This is a genomic window from Streptomyces sp. NPDC059906 (assembly GCF_042730645.1).
Lineage (GTDB): Bacteria > Actinomycetota > Actinomycetes > Streptomycetales > Streptomycetaceae > Streptomyces > Streptomyces rubrogriseus.
On sequence record NZ_JBHWKU010000047.1, the window covers coordinates 39,636 to 57,209 of the forward strand.

13 protein-coding genes and 1 tRNA gene are annotated in these 17,574 nt (G+C 70.7%); 3 read left to right on the forward strand and 11 right to left on the reverse strand.

All coding sequences use genetic code 11. The features are described from left to right. Nucleotides 1-86 precede the first annotated feature (86 nt). A complete protein-coding gene (locus tag ACFV9J_RS38035) occupies nt 87-2,285 on the forward strand; it encodes an elongation factor G-like protein EF-G2 (RefSeq protein ID WP_385362405.1) in 2,199 nt (732 codons plus the stop codon). Nucleotides 2,286-2,564: 279 nt separating this feature from the next. Then, nucleotides 2,565-4,220, forward strand: coding sequence for a hypothetical protein (locus ACFV9J_RS38040; RefSeq protein ID WP_385362407.1), 1,656 nt, complete (start codon nt 2,565-2,567; stop codon nt 4,218-4,220). Nucleotides 4,221-4,309: 89 nt separating this feature from the next. On the opposite strand, the gene ACFV9J_RS38045 is transcribed toward ACFV9J_RS38040, so the two are convergent. From ACFV9J_RS38045 to ACFV9J_RS38060, 4 genes are all read right to left on the reverse strand, one after another. Next, entirely contained in the window at nt 4,310-4,870 is a 561-nt protein-coding gene (locus ACFV9J_RS38045) for an HIT family protein (RefSeq protein WP_385362409.1), read from the reverse strand. Nucleotides 4,871-5,019: 149 nt separating this feature from the next. After that, nucleotides 5,020-6,996, reverse strand: coding sequence for a threonine--tRNA ligase (gene thrS, locus ACFV9J_RS38050; protein ID WP_385362411.1), 1,977 nt, complete (start codon nt 6,994-6,996; stop codon nt 5,020-5,022). A 92-nt stretch (nt 6,997-7,088) separates the two neighbouring features. Continuing rightward, the gene (locus ACFV9J_RS38055; protein ID WP_385362413.1) at nt 7,089-8,366 is read right to left on the reverse strand and encodes a hypothetical protein; all 1,278 of its coding nucleotides are present in this window, start codon (nt 8,364-8,366) and stop codon (nt 7,089-7,091) included. Beyond that, nucleotides 8,363-8,929 (reverse strand): DUF4365 domain-containing protein, encoded by a 567-nt coding sequence (locus tag ACFV9J_RS38060; RefSeq protein ID WP_385362415.1) that lies wholly within the window; start codon nt 8,927-8,929, stop codon nt 8,363-8,365. The genes ACFV9J_RS38055 and ACFV9J_RS38060 overlap by 4 nt, the downstream gene beginning before the upstream one ends. A 171-nt stretch (nt 8,930-9,100) precedes the next feature. On the opposite strand from ACFV9J_RS38060, the gene ACFV9J_RS38065 reads away from it, so the two are divergent. Further along, nucleotides 9,101-9,826 carry a 3'-5' exonuclease gene (locus tag ACFV9J_RS38065; protein WP_385362417.1) on the forward strand — a complete coding sequence of 242 codons (726 nt, stop codon included), beginning with the start codon at nt 9,101-9,103 and terminating at the stop codon, nt 9,824-9,826. A 77-nt stretch (nt 9,827-9,903) separates the two neighbouring features. On the opposite strand, the gene ACFV9J_RS38070 is transcribed toward ACFV9J_RS38065, so the two are convergent. The 7 genes from ACFV9J_RS38070 to ACFV9J_RS38100 form a co-directional block, all read right to left on the reverse strand. After that, a tRNA-Val gene (locus tag ACFV9J_RS38070) sits at nt 9,904-9,975 on the reverse strand. A gap of 39 nt (nt 9,976-10,014) precedes the next feature. After that, entirely contained in the window at nt 10,015-10,473 is a 459-nt protein-coding gene (locus tag ACFV9J_RS38075) for an SRPBCC family protein (protein WP_385362419.1), read from the reverse strand. 39 nt (nt 10,474-10,512) lie between these two features. Next, on the reverse strand, nt 10,513-13,251 hold the full coding sequence (locus tag ACFV9J_RS38080) for a Tat pathway signal sequence domain protein (protein WP_385362420.1): 2,739 nt from the start codon (nt 13,249-13,251) through the stop codon (nt 10,513-10,515). 133 nt (nt 13,252-13,384) lie between these two features. After that, nucleotides 13,385-13,984: a hypothetical protein gene (locus ACFV9J_RS38085; RefSeq protein WP_385362422.1), complete on the reverse strand. Its 600-nt coding sequence runs from the start codon at nt 13,982-13,984 to the stop codon at nt 13,385-13,387. A 12-nt stretch (nt 13,985-13,996) separates the two neighbouring features. Then, nucleotides 13,997-14,926: a carbohydrate ABC transporter permease gene (locus tag ACFV9J_RS38090; RefSeq protein WP_385362424.1), complete on the reverse strand. Its 930-nt coding sequence runs from the start codon at nt 14,924-14,926 to the stop codon at nt 13,997-13,999. After that, nucleotides 14,923-15,921 (reverse strand): carbohydrate ABC transporter permease, encoded by a 999-nt coding sequence (locus tag ACFV9J_RS38095; RefSeq protein WP_385362426.1) that lies wholly within the window; start codon nt 15,919-15,921, stop codon nt 14,923-14,925. Before ACFV9J_RS38095 ends, ACFV9J_RS38090 begins: the two co-directional genes overlap by 4 nt. Next, a complete protein-coding gene (locus ACFV9J_RS38100) occupies nt 15,921-17,222 on the reverse strand; it encodes an ABC transporter substrate-binding protein (RefSeq protein WP_385362428.1) in 1,302 nt (433 codons plus the stop codon). The genes ACFV9J_RS38095 and ACFV9J_RS38100 overlap by 1 nt, the downstream gene beginning before the upstream one ends. Nucleotides 17,223-17,574 lie beyond the last annotated feature (352 nt).

Sequence of the window (17,574 nt, forward strand, 5' to 3'; positions counted from 1 at the left end):
ACCGCGGGCGTCGCCGGAGCCGCCAGTGCACGCGGTCCCGCGTGTCCGCGCCCACAGTGACCTCACCGTGCACGGGAGGCAAGGACATGGGCGACAAGGCACACACCCATCCCGGAGCCGCCGGAAGGGCAACGGCGGCCGACCACCCCGCGTCCGTACGGAACGTGGTGCTGGTCGGCCACTCCGGATCGGGCAAGACGACATTGGTGGAAGCTCTCGCGCTGACGGCGGGAGCGGTGAACCGGGCGGGCCGCGTCGAGGACGGCGGCTGCGTCTCGGACTACGACGACATGGAGCACCGCCAGCAGCGCTCCGTACAGCTTTCCCTGGTGCCGGTCGAATGGGACGGCATCAAGATCAACCTCCTGGACACTCCCGGGTACGCCGACTTCGTCGGTGAGCTGAGGGCCGGTCTGCGCGCGGCGGACGCGGCCCTCTTCGTCGTCTCGGCCTCCGACGGGGTGGACGGCTCGACCCGCATGGTCTGGGAGGAGTGCGCCGCCGTCGGCATGCCGCGCGCCATCGTGATCACGCACCTGGAGGCCGCCCGCGCGGACTTCGAGGAGATGACCCGGATCTGCGCGGAGGCCTTCGGCGGCGACGACCCCGACGCCGTACTGCCGCTGTACCTCCCGCTGCACGGCCCGCCCGCCCCCGACGGACACGCGCCCGTGACGGGGCTCGTCGGACTGCTGTCGCGCAAGCTGTTCGACTACGCGTCCGGCGAGCGCGTGGCCTCGGAGCCGGGCGAGGCGGAGCTGCCGCAGCTCGACGAGGCCCGCTCCATGCTCATCGAGGGGATCATCTCGGAGAGCGAGGACGAGACCCTCATGGAGCGCTATCTCGGCGGCGAACAGGTCGACGTCAAGACGCTGATCGAGGACCTGGAACGGGCCGTCGCGCGCGGGGTGTTCTTCCCGGTGCTGGCCGCCGCGCCCGCCGCCGACGGCGCCCGGCAGGGCCTGGGCACGGTCGAACTCCTGGAACTGATCACGCGCGGCTTCCCGACACCCCTGGAGCGCGCGGCCCCCAGGGTCACCACCCCCGAGGGCGCCGGACGCGAACTGCGGATGTGCGACCCGGAGGAGTCGCTGGTCGCGGAGGTCGTCAAGACGTCCTCGGACCCCTACGTCGGCCGGATCTCGATGATCCGCGTCTTCTCCGGCACCCTGCGCGCCGACCAGACGGTGCACGTGTCCGGGCACGGGATGACCGACCGCGGCCACGAGGACCACGACGTCGACGAGCGGATCGGCGCCCTGTCGACGCCGTTCGGCAAGCAGCAGCGGCCGGTCTCGCACGTGATCGCGGGCGACCTCGCCTGCGTGGCCAAGCTGACCCGGGCGGAGACCGGGGACACGCTCTCGGCCAAGGACGACCCGCTGCTCATGGCCCCCTGGGAGATGCCCGACCCGCTGCTGCCGCTCGCCATCGAGGCGCACAGCAAACCCGACGAGGACAAGCTCTCCCAGGGACTGGCGCGGCTGGTCGCCGAGGACCCGACAATGCGCCTGGAGCACAACCAGGACACCCACCAGGTGGTCCTGTGGTGCCTGGGCGAGGCCCACGCCGACGTGGCCCTGGAACGGCTGCGCAGCCGCTACGGCGTCCAGGTGGACGTCGTACCCCACCGGGTCTCCCTGCGCGAGACCTTCGGCGGCCGGGCGGCCGGACGCGGGCGGCACGTGAAGCAGTCCGGCGGGCACGGCCAGTACGCCATCTGCGAGATCGAGGTGGAGCCGCTGCCGGGCGGCTCGGGCATCGAGTTCGTGGACAAGGTGGTCGGCGGCGCGGTGCCCCGGCAGTTCATCCCGTCCGTAGAGAAGGGCGTGCGCACCCAGGCGGCCAAGGGCGTCGCCGCGGGCCACCCGCTGATCGACGTGCGGGTCACGCTGCTCGACGGCAAGGCGCACTCGGTGGACTCCTCCGACGCCGCGTTCCAGACCGCCGGCGCGCTGGCGCTCAGGGAGGCCGCGGCCGAGGCGAGGATCCACCTGCTGGAGCCGGTCGCCGAGGTGAGCGTGCTGGTCGGCGACGACTACGTGGGCGCGGTGATGAGCGACCTGTCCGGGCGGCGCGGCAAGGTGCTGGGCACCGAGCAGACCAGCGGCGGCCGGACCCTGATCAGGGCCGAGGTGCCCGAGATCGAGATCGGCCGCTACGCCGTGGACCTGCGCTCCCTCTCCCACGGCACCGCGCGCTTCGACCGCCGCTACGCACGGCACGAACCGATGCCGGCGCAGGTCGCGGACCGGCTGCGCGAGGAGGTGCGGGCGGCGTCCTAGCAGAGGTGCGGGACGGCGTCCTGACGGAGCGCGGGCTCCGGTGCGCGGTCCGGCAGGACGCAGTCCCGCACCGGAGCCCGCTCCTCCCCGCACCGAAGGCGCCCGCCCCGGCGTGCGACGGCGCGTCCGGCGGTCAACCCGGGAGCGCGGGGGCGCCTTTGGCCGTCCCGTGACGTACGACGGTCCCGGCGGATACGCTGATGACCAGATCAACAGGTGTGCGGGGCAGGGAAGTCGGGAAGGCCGCAGGAGCGACAGTGGTGGCGATCGGGGGCGGGAATGACCGTTGACGGCGGTTACGCGGACTTCTTCGGACCGCAGGTGCCGCGCACGGACGACGGCGGCCAGACGGCCACGTTCGCGCTGGCCTCGGCCGCCTACCGGGACAGCGAGGCCGAGGAGATACTCAAAGCCAACAGCGAGTGGCACAAGTCGGCCGTGAGCAAGCCGCGGATCAAGCTCTTCCGGCCCAACCTGGGCGAGGCGTTCTCCCGGGCGATCATCGACCGGATGCTCGGCCCCAAGCGGGCCCCGCTCATCCAGTCCTTCGGCACCCAGCCGCAGGTCGTCGTGGAGCACAGCCTGGCGGCGCACCGCATACGCAGGGACCGGGACAACTGGCTGAGCGCCGTCATGGTGCTGTGCGGCCTGCTGTTCCTGCCCGGACTGCTGATCTGGCTCCTGGTCTTCCAGATCCGCACCACCGTCGCCCGGCGCGAGGACAAGCGGGCCGGCGCCCTCGCCACCGCCCTGCTGCTCGCGATGGCGGTCCTCGCCGTGCTCTTCCTGCTCAAGATGCCCTTCAGCGGCTTCTGGGCCTGGTACGCACGTGCCTGCGTCGTCGCCCCGGTGATCGGCTGGTTCTGGGCCAAGCGGATCTGCGAGCGCACGGCACGGGACCTCCGGGAGCGCTGGAGCGGCCTCCTGTCCGGCGCCGGCGTGGGCGCCAAGGTGCCCGAGGCGGTGCCGAGCAGCCCCGGCGAGACGGCGGCCGAGGAACTGCGGCAGTCACTGGCCCGGCTCAGCGCCGAGCAGCAGTCCAACTCCGTCTTCTACGCCGGCCCCAAGGGCATCCTCGGCATGGGCACCCGCTGGGGCAACTGGCAGCTCGCCGAGGAGCTGGTCCCCGTCGACCCGGACCGGGAGATCAACCCGTTCCGCAGCTGGGACGTCATCAAGGCCATCCACGACCGGCTACGGATGCTGGAGCGCGGCCCGCTGCACACCGGCGGCTTCACCAAGCCGACCGTGCGGCACTGGATCGTGACCCCGATCGGTGAGAACGCCGACTCGGTGTCCCGGCCCGAGGGCACCGACGTGGAGGCGTACCAGGTCAAGCAGCACGCCATACAGGAGATCTGCGACAAGCAGCAGTTCGGCGCGGGCGACCGTCACTACCTGGGCGTCCAGTGGACGCTGTGGGACGGCCAGTTGGTCATCTCCATGCTGATCACGGTGACGGTGCTGCACGAGACGCTGCGCATCGAGGTCACCGGACACGCCCTGGGACCGGTGCACTCCCTGTTCACCAGCAAGCCCGCGGCCAAGGAGAAGCAGGTCCAGAAGTCGGTCAAGTTCTGGGAGACTCGCACGGTCAAGCTCCCGCTGGTCGACGCCGACGAGGTGGTACGGCTGACCGCGCGGGCACCGCTGACCTGGTATCCCCCGCTGCTGTACTGGCTGGGCGGCAAGCTCACGCTGCCCGAGCCCTTCGGCGTGCGGCACGCCTGGGCGGACCGGCCGTGGCGGCACCGCTTCATGGCCGACGACGCGCTGCGGGCGGCCACGCCGGTGCTGCGGGCGGTGCACTCGGCGGCGATCAAGGTGCTGAAGGAGAACGGCGTGGACACGGAGAAGTTCGGCGCCCGCGCGGGCGGCCTGAGCGGAGCGGTGCAGGAGGCGGTGCCCAAGAAGGCGGACGTCTACGACGCGTAGGCCTCCGGCGGTTGGGCGAGGGTTCTGGGGCGGGCCTCCGCGGGGGCTGCCGCCCCCAGGCCCCCGCTTCGGCCTGGACGGCCTCGTCCTCAAACGCCGGACGGGCTGGAGGGCCAGGCGTCTGCCAGCATCTTGCGGGTGTCCCCCAGGAGCTGGGGGAGCACCTTTGTGTGGCCGACCACGGGAAGGAAATTGGTGTCGCCTCCCCAACGAGGCACTACATGCTGGTGCAGGTGAGCGGCGATGCCCGCACCGGCCACGGTGCCCTGGTTCATACCAACATTGAAGCCATGGGCGCCGGACGCGGTGCGCAGGGCCGTCATCGCCTGCTTGGTCAGCTCGGCCAGCTCCGCGGTCTCCACGGCGTTCAGCTCGGTGTAGTCGGCGACGTGGCGGTACGGCACGGTCATCAGGTGACCGCCGTTGTACGGGTACAAGTTCAGCACCGCGTACACGTGCTCACCGCGCCGGATGATCAGACCGTCCTCGTCGGACTCGGCCGGGATCGAGCAGAAGGGACAGCCGTCGTCGGCGCCCGGGCCGCTCGGCTTGTTCTCGCCCTGGATGTAGGCCATCCGGTGGGGCGTCCACAGACGCTGGAACGCGTCCGGCGTCCCCACTCCCAGCTGCTGCTCCGGCTCACTCGTCATGCGTGCAGCATATGGCGTCGCATGCTGCGACGGAGAAGGCCCCCGGGAAGTTCCCGGGGGCCTGAAGCCCTGCTTCGGCAGGGAGCACGGCACCTTGTGCTTGTGAGGCGTCCGAATCTTGGGGCCATCCCCGCTGTCGCGGGGAGCAATCACACGTGCACGCGGCGCTCTACGACGTCAACGAGTTTCGCCATCGCTTCGTCACGCGGGATGCCATTCTCTTGCGAGCCGTCGCGGTAACGGAACGACACCGCACCCGCGTTCATATCGTCATCACCCACGATAATCATGAACGGGACCTTCTGTTTCTGGGCCGTCCTGATCTTCTTCTGCATACGGTCCGAGGAGGAGTCGACCTCCACCCGTAGGCCCTTCTGCTTGGCCGCCGCGGCGAACTTCTCCAGGTACTCGACGTGCGCGTCCCCTACGGGGATGCCCACCGCCTGCACCGGGGCGAGCCACGGCGGCATCGCGCCCGCGTAGTGCTCCAGGAGCACCGCGAAGAACCGCTCGATGGAGCCGAACAGCGCGCGGTGGATCATGACCGGGCGGGTCTTGGCGCCATCCGCGGCCGTGTACTCCAGGTCGAAGCGCTCCGGCAGGTTGAAGTCGAGCTGGATGGTCGACATCTGCCAGGTGCGCCCGATGGCGTCGCGCGTCTGGACGGAGATCTTCGGGCCGTAGAAGGCGGCGCCGCCGGGGTCCGCCACCAGCTCCAGGTTCTGCTTCTCGGCGACCTGGCGCAGCGTCTCGGTGGCCTCTTCCCAGGCCTCGTCGGAGCCGACGAACTTCTCCGGGTCCTTGGTGGACAGCTCCAGGTAGAAGTCGTTCAGGCCGTAGTCGCGCAGCAGGTTCAGGACGAAGGTGAGGGTCTTGTCCAGCTCCTCCGACATCTGCTCGCGGGTGCAGTAGATGTGCGCGTCGTCCTGGGTGAAGCCGCGGGCCCGGGTCAGGCCGTGCACGACGCCCGACTTCTCGTACCGGTACACGGTGCCGAACTCGAACAGACGCAGGGGCAGTTCGCGGTAGGACCGCCCCCGCGCGTCGAAGATCAGGTTGTGCATCGGGCAGTTCATGGGCTTGAGGTAGTAGTCCACGCCCTCGTCGAGCTGCATGGGCGGGTACATGCCGTCGGCGTACCAGTCCAGGTGGCCCGAGGTCTCGAAGAGCTTCCCCTTGGTCGCGTGCGGGGTGTAGACGAACTCGTACCCCTCCTCCTCGTGCCGCGTACGGCTGTAGTCCTCCATGACCCGGCGGATGATGCCGCCCTTGGGGTGGAAGACGGCGAGACCCGAGCCGATCTGCTCCGGGATGGAGAACAGGTCCAGCTCGCTGCCGAGCTTGCGGTGGTCGCGCTTCTCGGCCTCGGCGAGGAACTCCAGGTGCGCCTTCAGCTCGTCCTTGGTGGGCCAGGCGGTGCCGTAGATGCGCTGGAGCATCGGGTTCTTCTCGCTGCCGCGCCAGTAGGCGGCGGCGTTGCGCATGAGCTTGAACGCCGGGATGTTGCGGGTGGTGGGCAGGTGCGGGCCCCGGCAGAGGTCCTTCCAGCACAGGTCGCCGGTCTTGGCGTCCAGGTTGTCGTAGATCGTCAGCTCACCGGAGCCGACCTCGACGTCCGCGCCGTCGTCGCTGGACGCGGAGCCCTTGAGGCCGATCAGCTCCAGCTTGTACGGCTCGTCTGCCAGCTCCTCGCGGGCGGCCTCGTCGGTGACCACACGGCGGGAGAACCGCTGCCCGCGCTTCTGGATCTCCTGCATCCTCTTCTCGATGGCCTTGAGGTCATCGGGGTGGAAGGGCTTCTCGACGTCGAAGTCGTAGTAGAAGCCGTCCTTGACCGGGGGGCCGATGCCCAGCTTGGCCTCGGGGAACAACTCCTGCACGGCCTGGGCCATGACGTGCGCGGTGGAGTGCCGCAGGATGTTGAGGCCGTCCTCGGAGGTGATCTCGACGCCTTCGACGGTCTCGCCGTCCTGTACCGCGTAGGCGAGGTCCTTGAGGTCACCGGAGACGCGGGCGGCGATGATCGAGCGCTCGCCGGCGAAGAGCTCGGCGGCCGTAGTGCCCGTCGTCACCACGCGTTCTTCCCGCTCGGAATCCCGCTGGATGATCACACGGACGTCTGACACCGGTCTCTCCTGACTGAAGGTGGGGCCGCGGCGCCATACCGGAGCGCGCGCATGAGGGCGATCGTACCGACCCTGGCCCGCCCACCGCGAAATCAGTCCCCGCCGTCCCCTCCGTCGCCGCAGGCCTCCTCGAAGAAGGCCGCGACCTCGACGTGCTCCTGGACGGCCTTCAGCAGCCGGTCCCGCTCCGCGTCGTCGACCTGGACGGGCGTGATCTCGCACGCGCCGGTGAGCCGGCGGAACCCGCCCCGGCTCTCCAGCCGCCCCAGCATCCGCACCGGCAGCCCGACGAGGTGGGCGTGCCCGGCGATCCGGTAGGCCTCCTCGTCCAGTGCGACGCGCACGTGCGGCACCTCGGCCCCGGCCAGCACCCGCAGCCGTACGGTGCCCGGGCCGCGGGGTCCGGGCCGGCGCATACGGACGACGGTGCCGGTGATCCGCACCGGCACGGAGGGCTCCGCGCGCAGGTAGCGGGCGGCGGCCTCGCGCAGGGCGGGCAGGTCGCCCGGCGAGAACTCGACGGGTTCGGTGAGGGTGCCGCAGCCCTCGGGCACGCCCGCGGCAGGCGCCCAGCCGACGGCTATCCGGGCGCCCTCGGTCCCCCGGACCAGGGCGACCAGGGACTCGGTCAGCTCGTGACTGACCCCCGCCGCGACGGCCGAGTCGAAGGCCTCCGCGCCACCGGTCGCCCGCCGGTAGTCGACGGCCTCGCGGGCTGCGTACAGCGCCTGGTGCAGGCGTACGGCCAGGGGGCGGCCGGTGCCGACCGGCAGGAACGCCGCGAGGTGGCGGCCGTCGGGGGCGGGGCCCACCAGGACGTTCTCCAGGGCGGTCTCGGCGGCGCGCCGGTGCCGGGCGCCGTAGTAGCCGGCACGCGCGCGGGTGGCGAGCGCCCCGGCGAGCAGCATGCGTCGGGCGGCGGAGCGCAGCCGTTCCTCCGCCGTCCAGGTCGCCGTGGAGCCGGGCCCCGTCGGCATGTCGCGTTCCCAGCGGATCTCGTCGCTGGGGACGGCGAGGGAGAGCAGGATCTCGCGGGCGGCGGGCGTGCCGCTGCGGGACAGGGCGAGCAGCGCCTCGCCGAGCAGGTCGTCGCTGTCGGGGAAGGCGCGGCTGACGGGCACCAGGAGGCTGGTGACACCCGCGGCCGGGCCGGGCGGGGTCCAGCGGCCGTAGCGGCCGGGGGCACCGCCGCGCCGTCGCCAGCCGTGCCGGTGGAGCAGGGCGGTCAGCACGGCGGGGTCGACGGTGCCGGGCTCGGGCGGGGTGCCGTCGCGGGGGCGGTCGTCGAGGGCGTCGGCCGGGTGCGGCCGTACGGGCCGCAGCGGCTCGACGGGCCGCGGGGAGCCGCCGCCGGTCGGGCGGTGCGTCATGGTTTCCCTCCCGTCCCGACCCGCGTCATGATCTCGCACAGCGCCCGGTCGTCGAAGATCCGCGCGGTCGGTATCCGCACGGTGGTGCGCTGCCGGCCCGTGACGGGGTGTCCGGCGAGGTTCGTCCAGTAGCAGCAGTGCCTGAGGTCGAGCCGGTCGTGTCCGGCGCGCAGCCACTGGTCCCGGGACCGGGGGACGATCATCACGACGAGGATCTTGTGCACCGACACCGGGGTGCGGGCGAGCTTCGCCAGGTGGTCGTTGTCGAGGGTGAAGGAGAAGGAGCGGCCGGGGGGCCCGGGGGCGATCTGGTAGGTGGCCTTGAGCTGCACCTTGATGGTGACCTCGTCGTCGACGGTGTGGCCCGGGGCGCTGTGGCTGACGTGCCAGTCGATGCCGTTGTCCGGGAAGGGCTGGGAGAGCGAGCAGCCCGCCGCGGCGGCGACCGCGTGGAGGTATCCGACCTGCAAGGTCTCCATGCAGGCGGTGGTGGCGAGAGAGCCGCGTGAGGGCGTGGTGTGCTCCGGCAGCAGCCCGCCCCGTTCGGGCTGCGCAATGGCCATGACCAACAGCCTTCCAGAACTGGTGAGTCCCCGCTGCGGGCCCGTGAACTGCAAAGACCCGTACTCCTGTTGTGTCCTTCCGGCGTACGTCGCAAACAGCCCGGGTATCACCGAACCGGGACAAGGGACGGCGCGTCGGCTGCCGTGCTCCAACGAGGAGTTGAGTGCCCTATGACGAGCTGGTTCGAGGGGCCGTTGGCCGCCTTCGACACGGAGACGACGGGTGTGGACACCGAGACCGACCGGATCGTGTCGGCCGCCCTCGTCGTCCAGGACGCGCCGGGGCTGCGCCCGCGGGTGACCCGGTGGCTGGTGAACCCGGGCGTGCCGGTGCCCGAGTCGGCGACGGCGGTGCACGGGCTGACGGAGGAGTACGTGCAGCGCCACGGGCGGTGGCCGGCGCCGGTGATGTACGAGATGGCGGAGGCGCTGACCGAGCAGGCCCGCGCGGGACGTCCGCTGGTGGTGATGAACGCGCCGTTCGACCTGACGCTGCTGGACCGGGAGTTGCGCCGGCACCGTGCCTCGTCGCTGGGCCGCTGGCTGGAGCGGACGCCACTGCACGTGCTGGACCCGCACGTGCTGGACAAGCACCTGGACCGCTACCGCAAGGGCCGCCGTACGCTCACCGACCTGTGCGCGCACTACGGCGTGGAGCTGGAGGGCGCGCACGACGCGGCGGCCGACGCCCAGGCGGCGCTGGAGGTCGTGCGGGCGGTGGGCCGCCGTTTCCAGGCGCGCCTCGAGCGCCTCTCCCCCGCCGAGCTGCACACCCTCCAGGCGGTGTGGCACGCCGGTCAGGCACGTGGGCTGCAGGCGTGGTTCGCGCTCAACGGCACCGAGGAAGCGGTGGACCCGGCCTGGCCCCTGCGCCCGGACCTGCCGGCGGCGGCGTGACCCCTCGTCCCCGGCCCGCGTGAACGCCGGAACACGAAGAAGCCGGTCCGTCGTGTGACGGACCGGCTCTTCCCGGGTGGGCGATACTGGGTTCGAACCAGTGACCTCTTCGGTGTGAACGAAGCGCTCTCCCACTGAGCTAATCGCCCGGGAACGCACCGAACAATACAGGGCGCCCGGCGATTCCATCAAACCGCTTGCCGGCCGCCTGCCAGGTGCGCCGCGAGGCCCCGTCGCCCCGCCCGCATCATGAGGCGGTGGTTGGCCCGGAACAGGGGCCGTCCCGGTACGGCGAGGCGGCGCAGCAGCGGCTTGCGGACGACGACCTCCTGGTCGTAGCGGACGAGGGCGGCGGAGCCGCGCGGGGCGACCGTCCAGCGGGCCCAGCCCTCCATGTCGCCGCTCATCGCGACCTCCAGCACCCCTGCGGCCGGGTCCCGGCGCTGCTCCCGCACGGTCGCGGTGAGGTCGTACGGGAGCAGGGAGCGGAACCGGAGGAGGCCGCTGGTGTCGTCGAGCCGGGTGACCTCGCGGACCTGCGGCCACCAGCGGGGGTAGTCCTCGATGCGTTCCAGGGCCCGGAAGACGTCCGGGGCGGGCGCGGGCAGCGGCCACCGGCTGCGGAAGCGGTAATGGTTCCAGTCCACCCGTGCAGTGTGCCCGCGCCCGCGCCCCGTACGGGCCCGCTACGGCATCCTGTCCCCCAGGAGTGCGAGGTTCTCGATGGCGGCCAGGCCGTAGAGCGCGGTGTCGTTGGTGGACACCCAGTTCGCCTCGCTGCCCGGGACCAGGGCGACGGGGCCGCTCAGTTTCTCCGTCGTCCAGGGTGCCGACTCCTTGTAGCCGTCGGAGTCGTAGAACTTCTGCCAGGCTCGGGTGGCGAGTTTGTCGTCGCCGGTGCGTACGGCCGCGTACGCGTCGAGGCGGGAGTGGCCCTGGAAGAGGATGAGGCTGCCGAAGTCGGTGCCGTAGCGCTCGGCCTGTTCGGTCTTGCTCGCGTTGAAGTAGCGGCAGTAGTCGTAGTACGCCTCCTCGAACTTCGGCATGTCGACGAGGTCGATCAGTTCGGCGCACAGTTCGTTCAGGCCGAAGACGGCGGACAGGTGGGAGACCTCGACCCTCGGGGTGTCGGCGACGGCGAACTTCCCGGTGTCCAGGTCGTACAGGCCGCTGCCCTGGACGAAGCCGTTGGGCTGGGCGGCGATGGTCTCCATGGTGGACAGGACGCGGTCCCTGGCCTTCTCCCACTTGGGGCCCTTGCGTTCCCACTCGGTGAGCCAGGCCGAGACCAGGCCGCTCCAGTCGGTGCCGAAGCCGACCGAGAGGGCGTTGCGGTCGGGGGTGTAGGGCTCGGTGCGGATCTTGCGGAGCGGGTCGAGGGCGAGGAAGGTCTCGTCGGAGTCGACGTTCGCGTGCATGAGATCACCGACGCGTTCGTCGGCGGTGAGGAAGTAGTAGAAGCGCCGGTAGGTGGTGTTGGCGATGCGCTGCTGCTTGGCGCTGTCGGCGTAGTGCTGGACGCCGTGCCGGGTGCCGAGGCCGGCCCACTTGCCGAGGTGGTAGACGTCGACCTCGCCGGTGTGCCGGGTCATGGCCTCGGCGAAGCGGAAGATGTCGGCGCGGCCGGAGCGCAGGTAGGCGTACCAGAGCCAGAGGTCCGGGGAGAGTTCGGAGTTGTCCCAGGCGTAGCCGCCGATGTCGTACCGCCAGGTGTGCCGGGCGGCGTCGTAGGTGTGCATGATGTCGCCGTAGTCCCAGAAGCCGTACCAACGGCGTTGCTCCACCTGGTCCTTGTAGTAGGTGAAGAGGAAGTCGAGGTGGTCCTCGATCTTCGCCTTGGCGGGGGTGGAGCGGTCGGGCCGGGAGTAGAGGCCGGGGCCGAAGACGCCGGCCTTGATGAGCTGCTTGGGCGGGGCGGCCAGTTGCGGCAGTACGCGCACCGCCTCGACCTGTTCGGCGAGCCGCTCGGCGCTCGGGGTGGCGTCGTTGGCCCAGAAGAGGAGTTCCGAGGTGCGGGCGATGCCATAGGGGGTGCCGAACTCCGGCTCGTAGTCCTCGTAGGTGATGTTGAGGCCTTCGAGCTGCTCGGGGAACGTGTCCTGGCCCATGCCGTCGTGGTAGAAGCGCAGGTCCATGGGCTGGGCCTCGGGTGACCAGAGCCAGAGGGTGACCTCGGCCTCGTCCCTCTGGGCGTCGCGGATGTCGAGTTGGGCGGGGTACTTCTCCCAGAAGTCGCGAAGGCCGAAGGAGAGGCCGCCGCTCGCGCCGCCGACGTAGCCGAAGCCGGAGGCGCGCCGGCCGCCGCCCGCGCCGATCCAGCCGTGGCCCTTCTTGGTGCGCTTGCGCAGGGTGAAGCCGTCGGCGGACAGCTGGGAGAGGGTGTAGTCGCCCCACTCGGGGATGTACTTCAGGCGGGTGGTGACCCGCTGGTCCCAGGTGGCGGGGTCGGGCAGCCTCTCCCCGGCGAACTGCGCCGCCTGGACGGCGGCCCCCGGGTCGCGGCGCAGGCCGGTGATGCCCTTGACGGCCTCGCGGAGCAGTCCGGTGCCCTCGCCGCCGATGCGGATGTGGCGGTCGTAGGAGGCGTCGCGCATCGGGACGGTGAAGCGGACGCCGAGGCCGCGGACGAAGTCGCCGCTCGCCCTGCCGGGGTCCTGCTCCCCGTCGAAGGTGATGGTGTGCACCATGCGGAAGGAGTCGGCGCCCGCGTGGAAGTAGAGGCGGATGGAGAAGGGGAGCCGGCCGCGGTGGCCCTTGCGGTGCTTGCCGTCGATGCGGACGACGGCGCGGACGGGGCCTTCCTGTTCGACCTTCACGTCGTCGATCGTGCCGTCGAAGCGCTCGTACTTGACCGTGCCCTGGTCGCCGTCCTCGATCTCGCCCTGGCGCAGCAGGACGAGGCGGCCGTTCTTCGCGATCTCGGTGGAGCCCCGGGTGACCGACTTGATCAGCGCCGATCCGGACGTGCCGATTCTCGCGGTGATGACGCCGGTCGATATGTCGATGGTGCCGCCGTGCCGGGCGACGGCGACCTTCTTGGCGGGAGCGGCCGGGGTGCCGGCGGCGAGGGTGAGCTTTCCGTTGCCCGAGGCGACGGCGTGGGCGGTCCACTTGAGGGAGCCGTCGGGCCAGTGGGCGAGCGGCCAGGTCTGTACGGGTACGGCGTTGCCGTCGGCGTCCGTGACGGCGAACGACTGGTCCTCCCGGAAGGTGCCCCTGGGCCAGGGGACGCCGACGGTGGAGCCGGGGGCGGCGCCGAGGCCGCCGTCCTCCAGCCAGGTCAGGGTGACGGGGCTGTCGTCGGCGACCGGGGCGGTGGCGGGCGCGGCCTGTGCGTTCTTCGTGCCCAGTGCCCAGCTGAACTGGGCGGCGGCGCCGGCGACGGCGGCCGCCTTGAGGAGGGACCTGCGGGGGATGGGGGACATTGCCTTTCCTTTCCGTGCGGGCGTACAGGGGTGTCAAGGGCATGACAGATCGAGGTACGGCTCGAAGACACCGGCCTCGGTACGCAGGGGTGGCCACCGCGGCACGGGACCACCCCGGGGCGAAGGCGCCGGGTCAACGGCGCCGGTAGCGCTCCTCCACCGCCACGGCCGCCGCGGCGACGGCGCCCAGGACGGCGACGGCCAGCGGCGCGCTGAACCAGCCGGAGCAGACCACTACGGCCAGCCCGCCGACGAGGAGGAAGGAACCGGCGGGGTCGAGCACGGTGCGCCGGCCCGCCGACGCGAGCAGCGACCGCCAGGAGGCGCCGGGGCGCCAGTTTGCCGCCGCGCGCAGTCCCGCGACGGCCGCGCCGATCAGGGCGAGGACGCCGAGGGCGCCGACCAGTGGGCCGCCCGGCAGACCCTCCCGTACGGCCCGTACGTCGATCCACACCACCGCGAGGGCGGCCCAGCCGGCGACCCCGACGAGCCACCCGTGGCGCACCGCCGCCCGGAAGTCGGCCGCGAACTCCCGCCACCCGCCCCGCTCGTGGGCCAGCCGGCGCCCGAGGTGCCGCGCGCCGGCCGCGAACGCGGCGGGGTAGGTGACCAGCCCCAGCGCCGCCACCGCGATCCACACGCCGGTGAGCAGGCACTCGGCGAACAGGGCGAAGCCCTGGGCGAACCGGGACTCCCCCGGCTCCGGACGGGCCTTGGCGCGCGCTTCGGTCATCGGAATCCCACCTCAGCCCTTCAGGCCGGACGTCGCCATGCCGTCGATCAGATAGCGCTGGAAGGCCAGGAAGAAGGCGAGGACCGGCAGCAGCGCGACCAGCGACATGGCGATCATGCCGCCGTAGTTCGCCAGGCCCTCCTGGTCCACGAACATCTTCAGGCCGAGGGAGATCGTGTACTTGCCGGGCTCGTTGAGGTAGATCAGCGGGCCCATGAAGTCGTTCCAGGAGTTGATGAAGGTGAAGATCGCGCTGGTGATCAGCGCAGGCCGGCACAGCGGAAGCACGATCGACCAGTAGATCCGCAGGTGCCCGCAGCCGTCGAGGCGGGCCGCCTCGTCCAGTTCCCTGGGCAGGTTGCGCATGAACTGCACCATCAGGAAGACGAAGAACGCCTCGGTGGCCAGGTACTTCCCCAGCAGCAGCGGGGTGTACGTGTTGATCATGTCCAGGTTGCGGAAGAGCACGTACTGCGGGATCAGCAGCACGTGGTAGGGCAGCAGCAGGGTGCCGATCATCAGCGTGAACAGCAGGTTGCGGCCGGCGAACCTGATCTTCGCGAAGGCGTAGGCCGTCAGCGAGCAGGACACCACGATGCCGATCACGGAACCGACGGCGAGGAAGAGCGAGTTGACGAAGAACGTGGAGATCGAGATGTCCGCGATGCCGTCGGCGAGGCTCGTGTAGTTGTCCGTGATCGGGTCGCCCGGGAAGAGGTCCAGGCTGCCGACGATGTCACCGCTCTCCTTGAAGGAGCCGCCGATCACCCAGAGCACCGGGTAGAGGATCACGGCGAGGATCGCCAGCGACCCGAGGTGCCAGGCGAGTGATCCGGGAAGCCTGCGCCGGAGCGCGGCCGCCCTGGTGGACGGGATCTTCCTGGACGGGGACGGCGTGACGTCGGTGGCCTGCGTGGTGACGTCGGTGGCCTGAGCGCTCATCGGCCGCCCTCCTCGTAGTGCACCCAGCGCTTCTGGGACCAGAACAGCACCGCGGTGACCAGGGCGACCGCGACGAGCAGCATCCACGCCATGGCGGAGGCCAGGCCCATGCGGCTGTTCTCGAAGCCCTGGACGTACAGGTAGCAGGTGTAGACCATCGTGCCGTCGGCCGGTCCGCAGGCGTTGCCTCCGGCGCCGCCGCCGACGATGTAGGCCGAGCTGAAGATCTGGAAGGAGTGGATGGTCTCCAGCAGGACGTTGAAGAAGAGGACCGGGGAGATCATCGGCAGGGTGATGTTCCAGAACTGCCGGAGCTTTCCCGCGCCGTCCACGTCGGCCGCTTCGTACAGCTCGCGCGGGACCTGCTTCAGACCGGCCAGGAAGATGACCATCGGGGCGCCGAACTGCCAGACGGTGAGTGCCACCAGGCTGTAGATGATCAGTTCCGGGTCGCCGGTCCAGCCGCCGGCGTCGATCCCGAAGAGCTGCTGGGTACGGTCGACGACCGCGTCGTCCGAGAAGATCGCCTTCCACACGATGGCGACGGACACGCTCGCGCCGATCAGTGACGGGGCGTAGAAGGCGGCCCGGTAGAAGGCCTGTCCGCGCCGCTTCTGGGCCAGCAGCAGCGCGACGCCGAGCGCCGCGATCAGCTTGACCGGCGTGCCGACGACGACGTACCAGAGCGTGATCCTGACCGAGTGGCGCCAGCGCGGGTCGCCGAACATCTCGGAGAAGTTGTCCAGGCCGATCCATCTGGGGGCGTCGAACAGGTTGTAGTCGGTGAAGGCGAAGTAGAGCGAGGCGGCCATCGGGCCGGCCGTCAGCAGCAGGAACCCGGCGATCCACGGGGACATGAAGAGGTATCCGGCCAGGTTCTCCCGGCGGCCCCGCCGCTTCAGCTCGGCGGGGCGCGGGGACTTCACCGGGCCGTGCCGCGGCTCGGGGTCCGCCCGGCCCTCCAGCACGGGGGCGTGTGTCACGGCGCTTCCCATCAGCCGGCGAGAGCCGTCTTCGACTCGGTGAAGAACTGCTCGACGGCCTCTTCGACGGACCGCGAGCCGAGCGCCATCTCCTCGGCGATGCGCAGGAACGCGGCCTCGCAGATGTCGGCCCCGTTGGGGTGCGGGGTGATCTGCTCCAGGACGCCGGCCTCGACGAGCGACTCCTCGTAGGCGGCGATGGCCTTGTTGACCGGGTCGGTCGGCCGGTAGGCGTCGTACTGGGCCTGCGTGGTGGGCACGCCCCGGTCGTAGCCCATGATCTTGGCGACCTCGGGGTCGTGGACCATGAAGTCGATGAACTGGGCGACCTCCTTGGGGTGCTCGGTGCGCTTGTAGGCGCTGAGCATCAGGGAGCCGAGGTACTGGCCGGTCCGCTTGCCGTCCGTGGTGGGGATCGGCGCGAGTCCGTACTCGCTCTTGCCCTCGGAGGTGTAGCGGACGGTGAAGTTGTCCCAGGTGAACTCACTGCCGGCGAGTTCCGCGGACAGGGCCGACTTGGGCTTGATCTGGGCGACCTTCTTGGGGTCGGCGTACAGGCCGGACTTCACGCCCTTCTCCGCCTTGGTCCACCAGGTGGTCAGATCGGCCTCGGTGAAGCCGAGTCCGTCCTCGGTGAAGAAGGCCTTGCCGTTCTGGCGCAGGTACAGGTCGAAGAGGTACATGACGCCGTACATGCCGCTGTCCCCGGCGCGGCCGGTCCTGTCGCGGACCTTCGTCATCGCCTCGTCGAAGTCGTCCCACGTCCAGCCCTGTTCCGGCTTGATACCGGCCCGGGTGTAGACGGGCTTGTCGATGACCAGGGCCATCGAGTTGGAACCGACGGGCACGCCGAGGAGTTTGCCGTCGATCTCGCCGAACTTCTCCAGGCCCGCGCGGAATCCGTCCATGGAGAGGTTTCCCGCATCGACCTGTCCGCCCAGATCGAGCAGGACGTTCTTGGCATCGTATTTGCGGAGAAAACCGATGGCATTCTGGAAGACGTCCGGTGGATTCCCCCCGGACGCCTGGGTGTTGAACTTCTTCCAGAAGTCGGTGTACGGCTGGAAGTCGGTCTTGACCTTGATCTTCGGATATTTCTTCTCGAAGAGCGCGATGGTCTTGTTGATGCGCTCGGCCCGGTCCTCGGCACCCCACCAGGAGTAACGGATCGTCACCGTTCCGTCCCCGGAGCCGCTGCCGCCGCCGCACGCGGTGGCCGTGGCCCCGAGTCCGGCGACGGCCAGCGAGGCCCCCGCCGCCTTGAGGATCGTGCGCCTTCCGGCCTGCCGCTCCGCATTCCCGCCCTGCTGCATACGAGCCTCCCCGCGACGCTGCTTTCGCTCATGAATCGTTTCAAGTAAGCGCTTGCTGGCACAAGGTACGGAGGGCCCAGGGGTGCGTCAATGATTCGGACAGGAATTGATGGACGGGTATCGCGGCCGGCCCGGCGCACCTCTCCGGAAACGCCGTCCGGCACCCCGGAGAACCCACAGGTCGGCGCCGCGCGACCGACCGGCCGAACAGCCCCGGGGCCACGGAGGGCCGCGACGCCGAAGGTCACGGTTGGGTGAAGGCGGGCGGAAGCGGAATGCCCGGGCACCTGGACGCGGCGCACACGAAGGCGGGCCCGGGCACGCTAGGGTTGCCGGGCCCCCGGATATACCG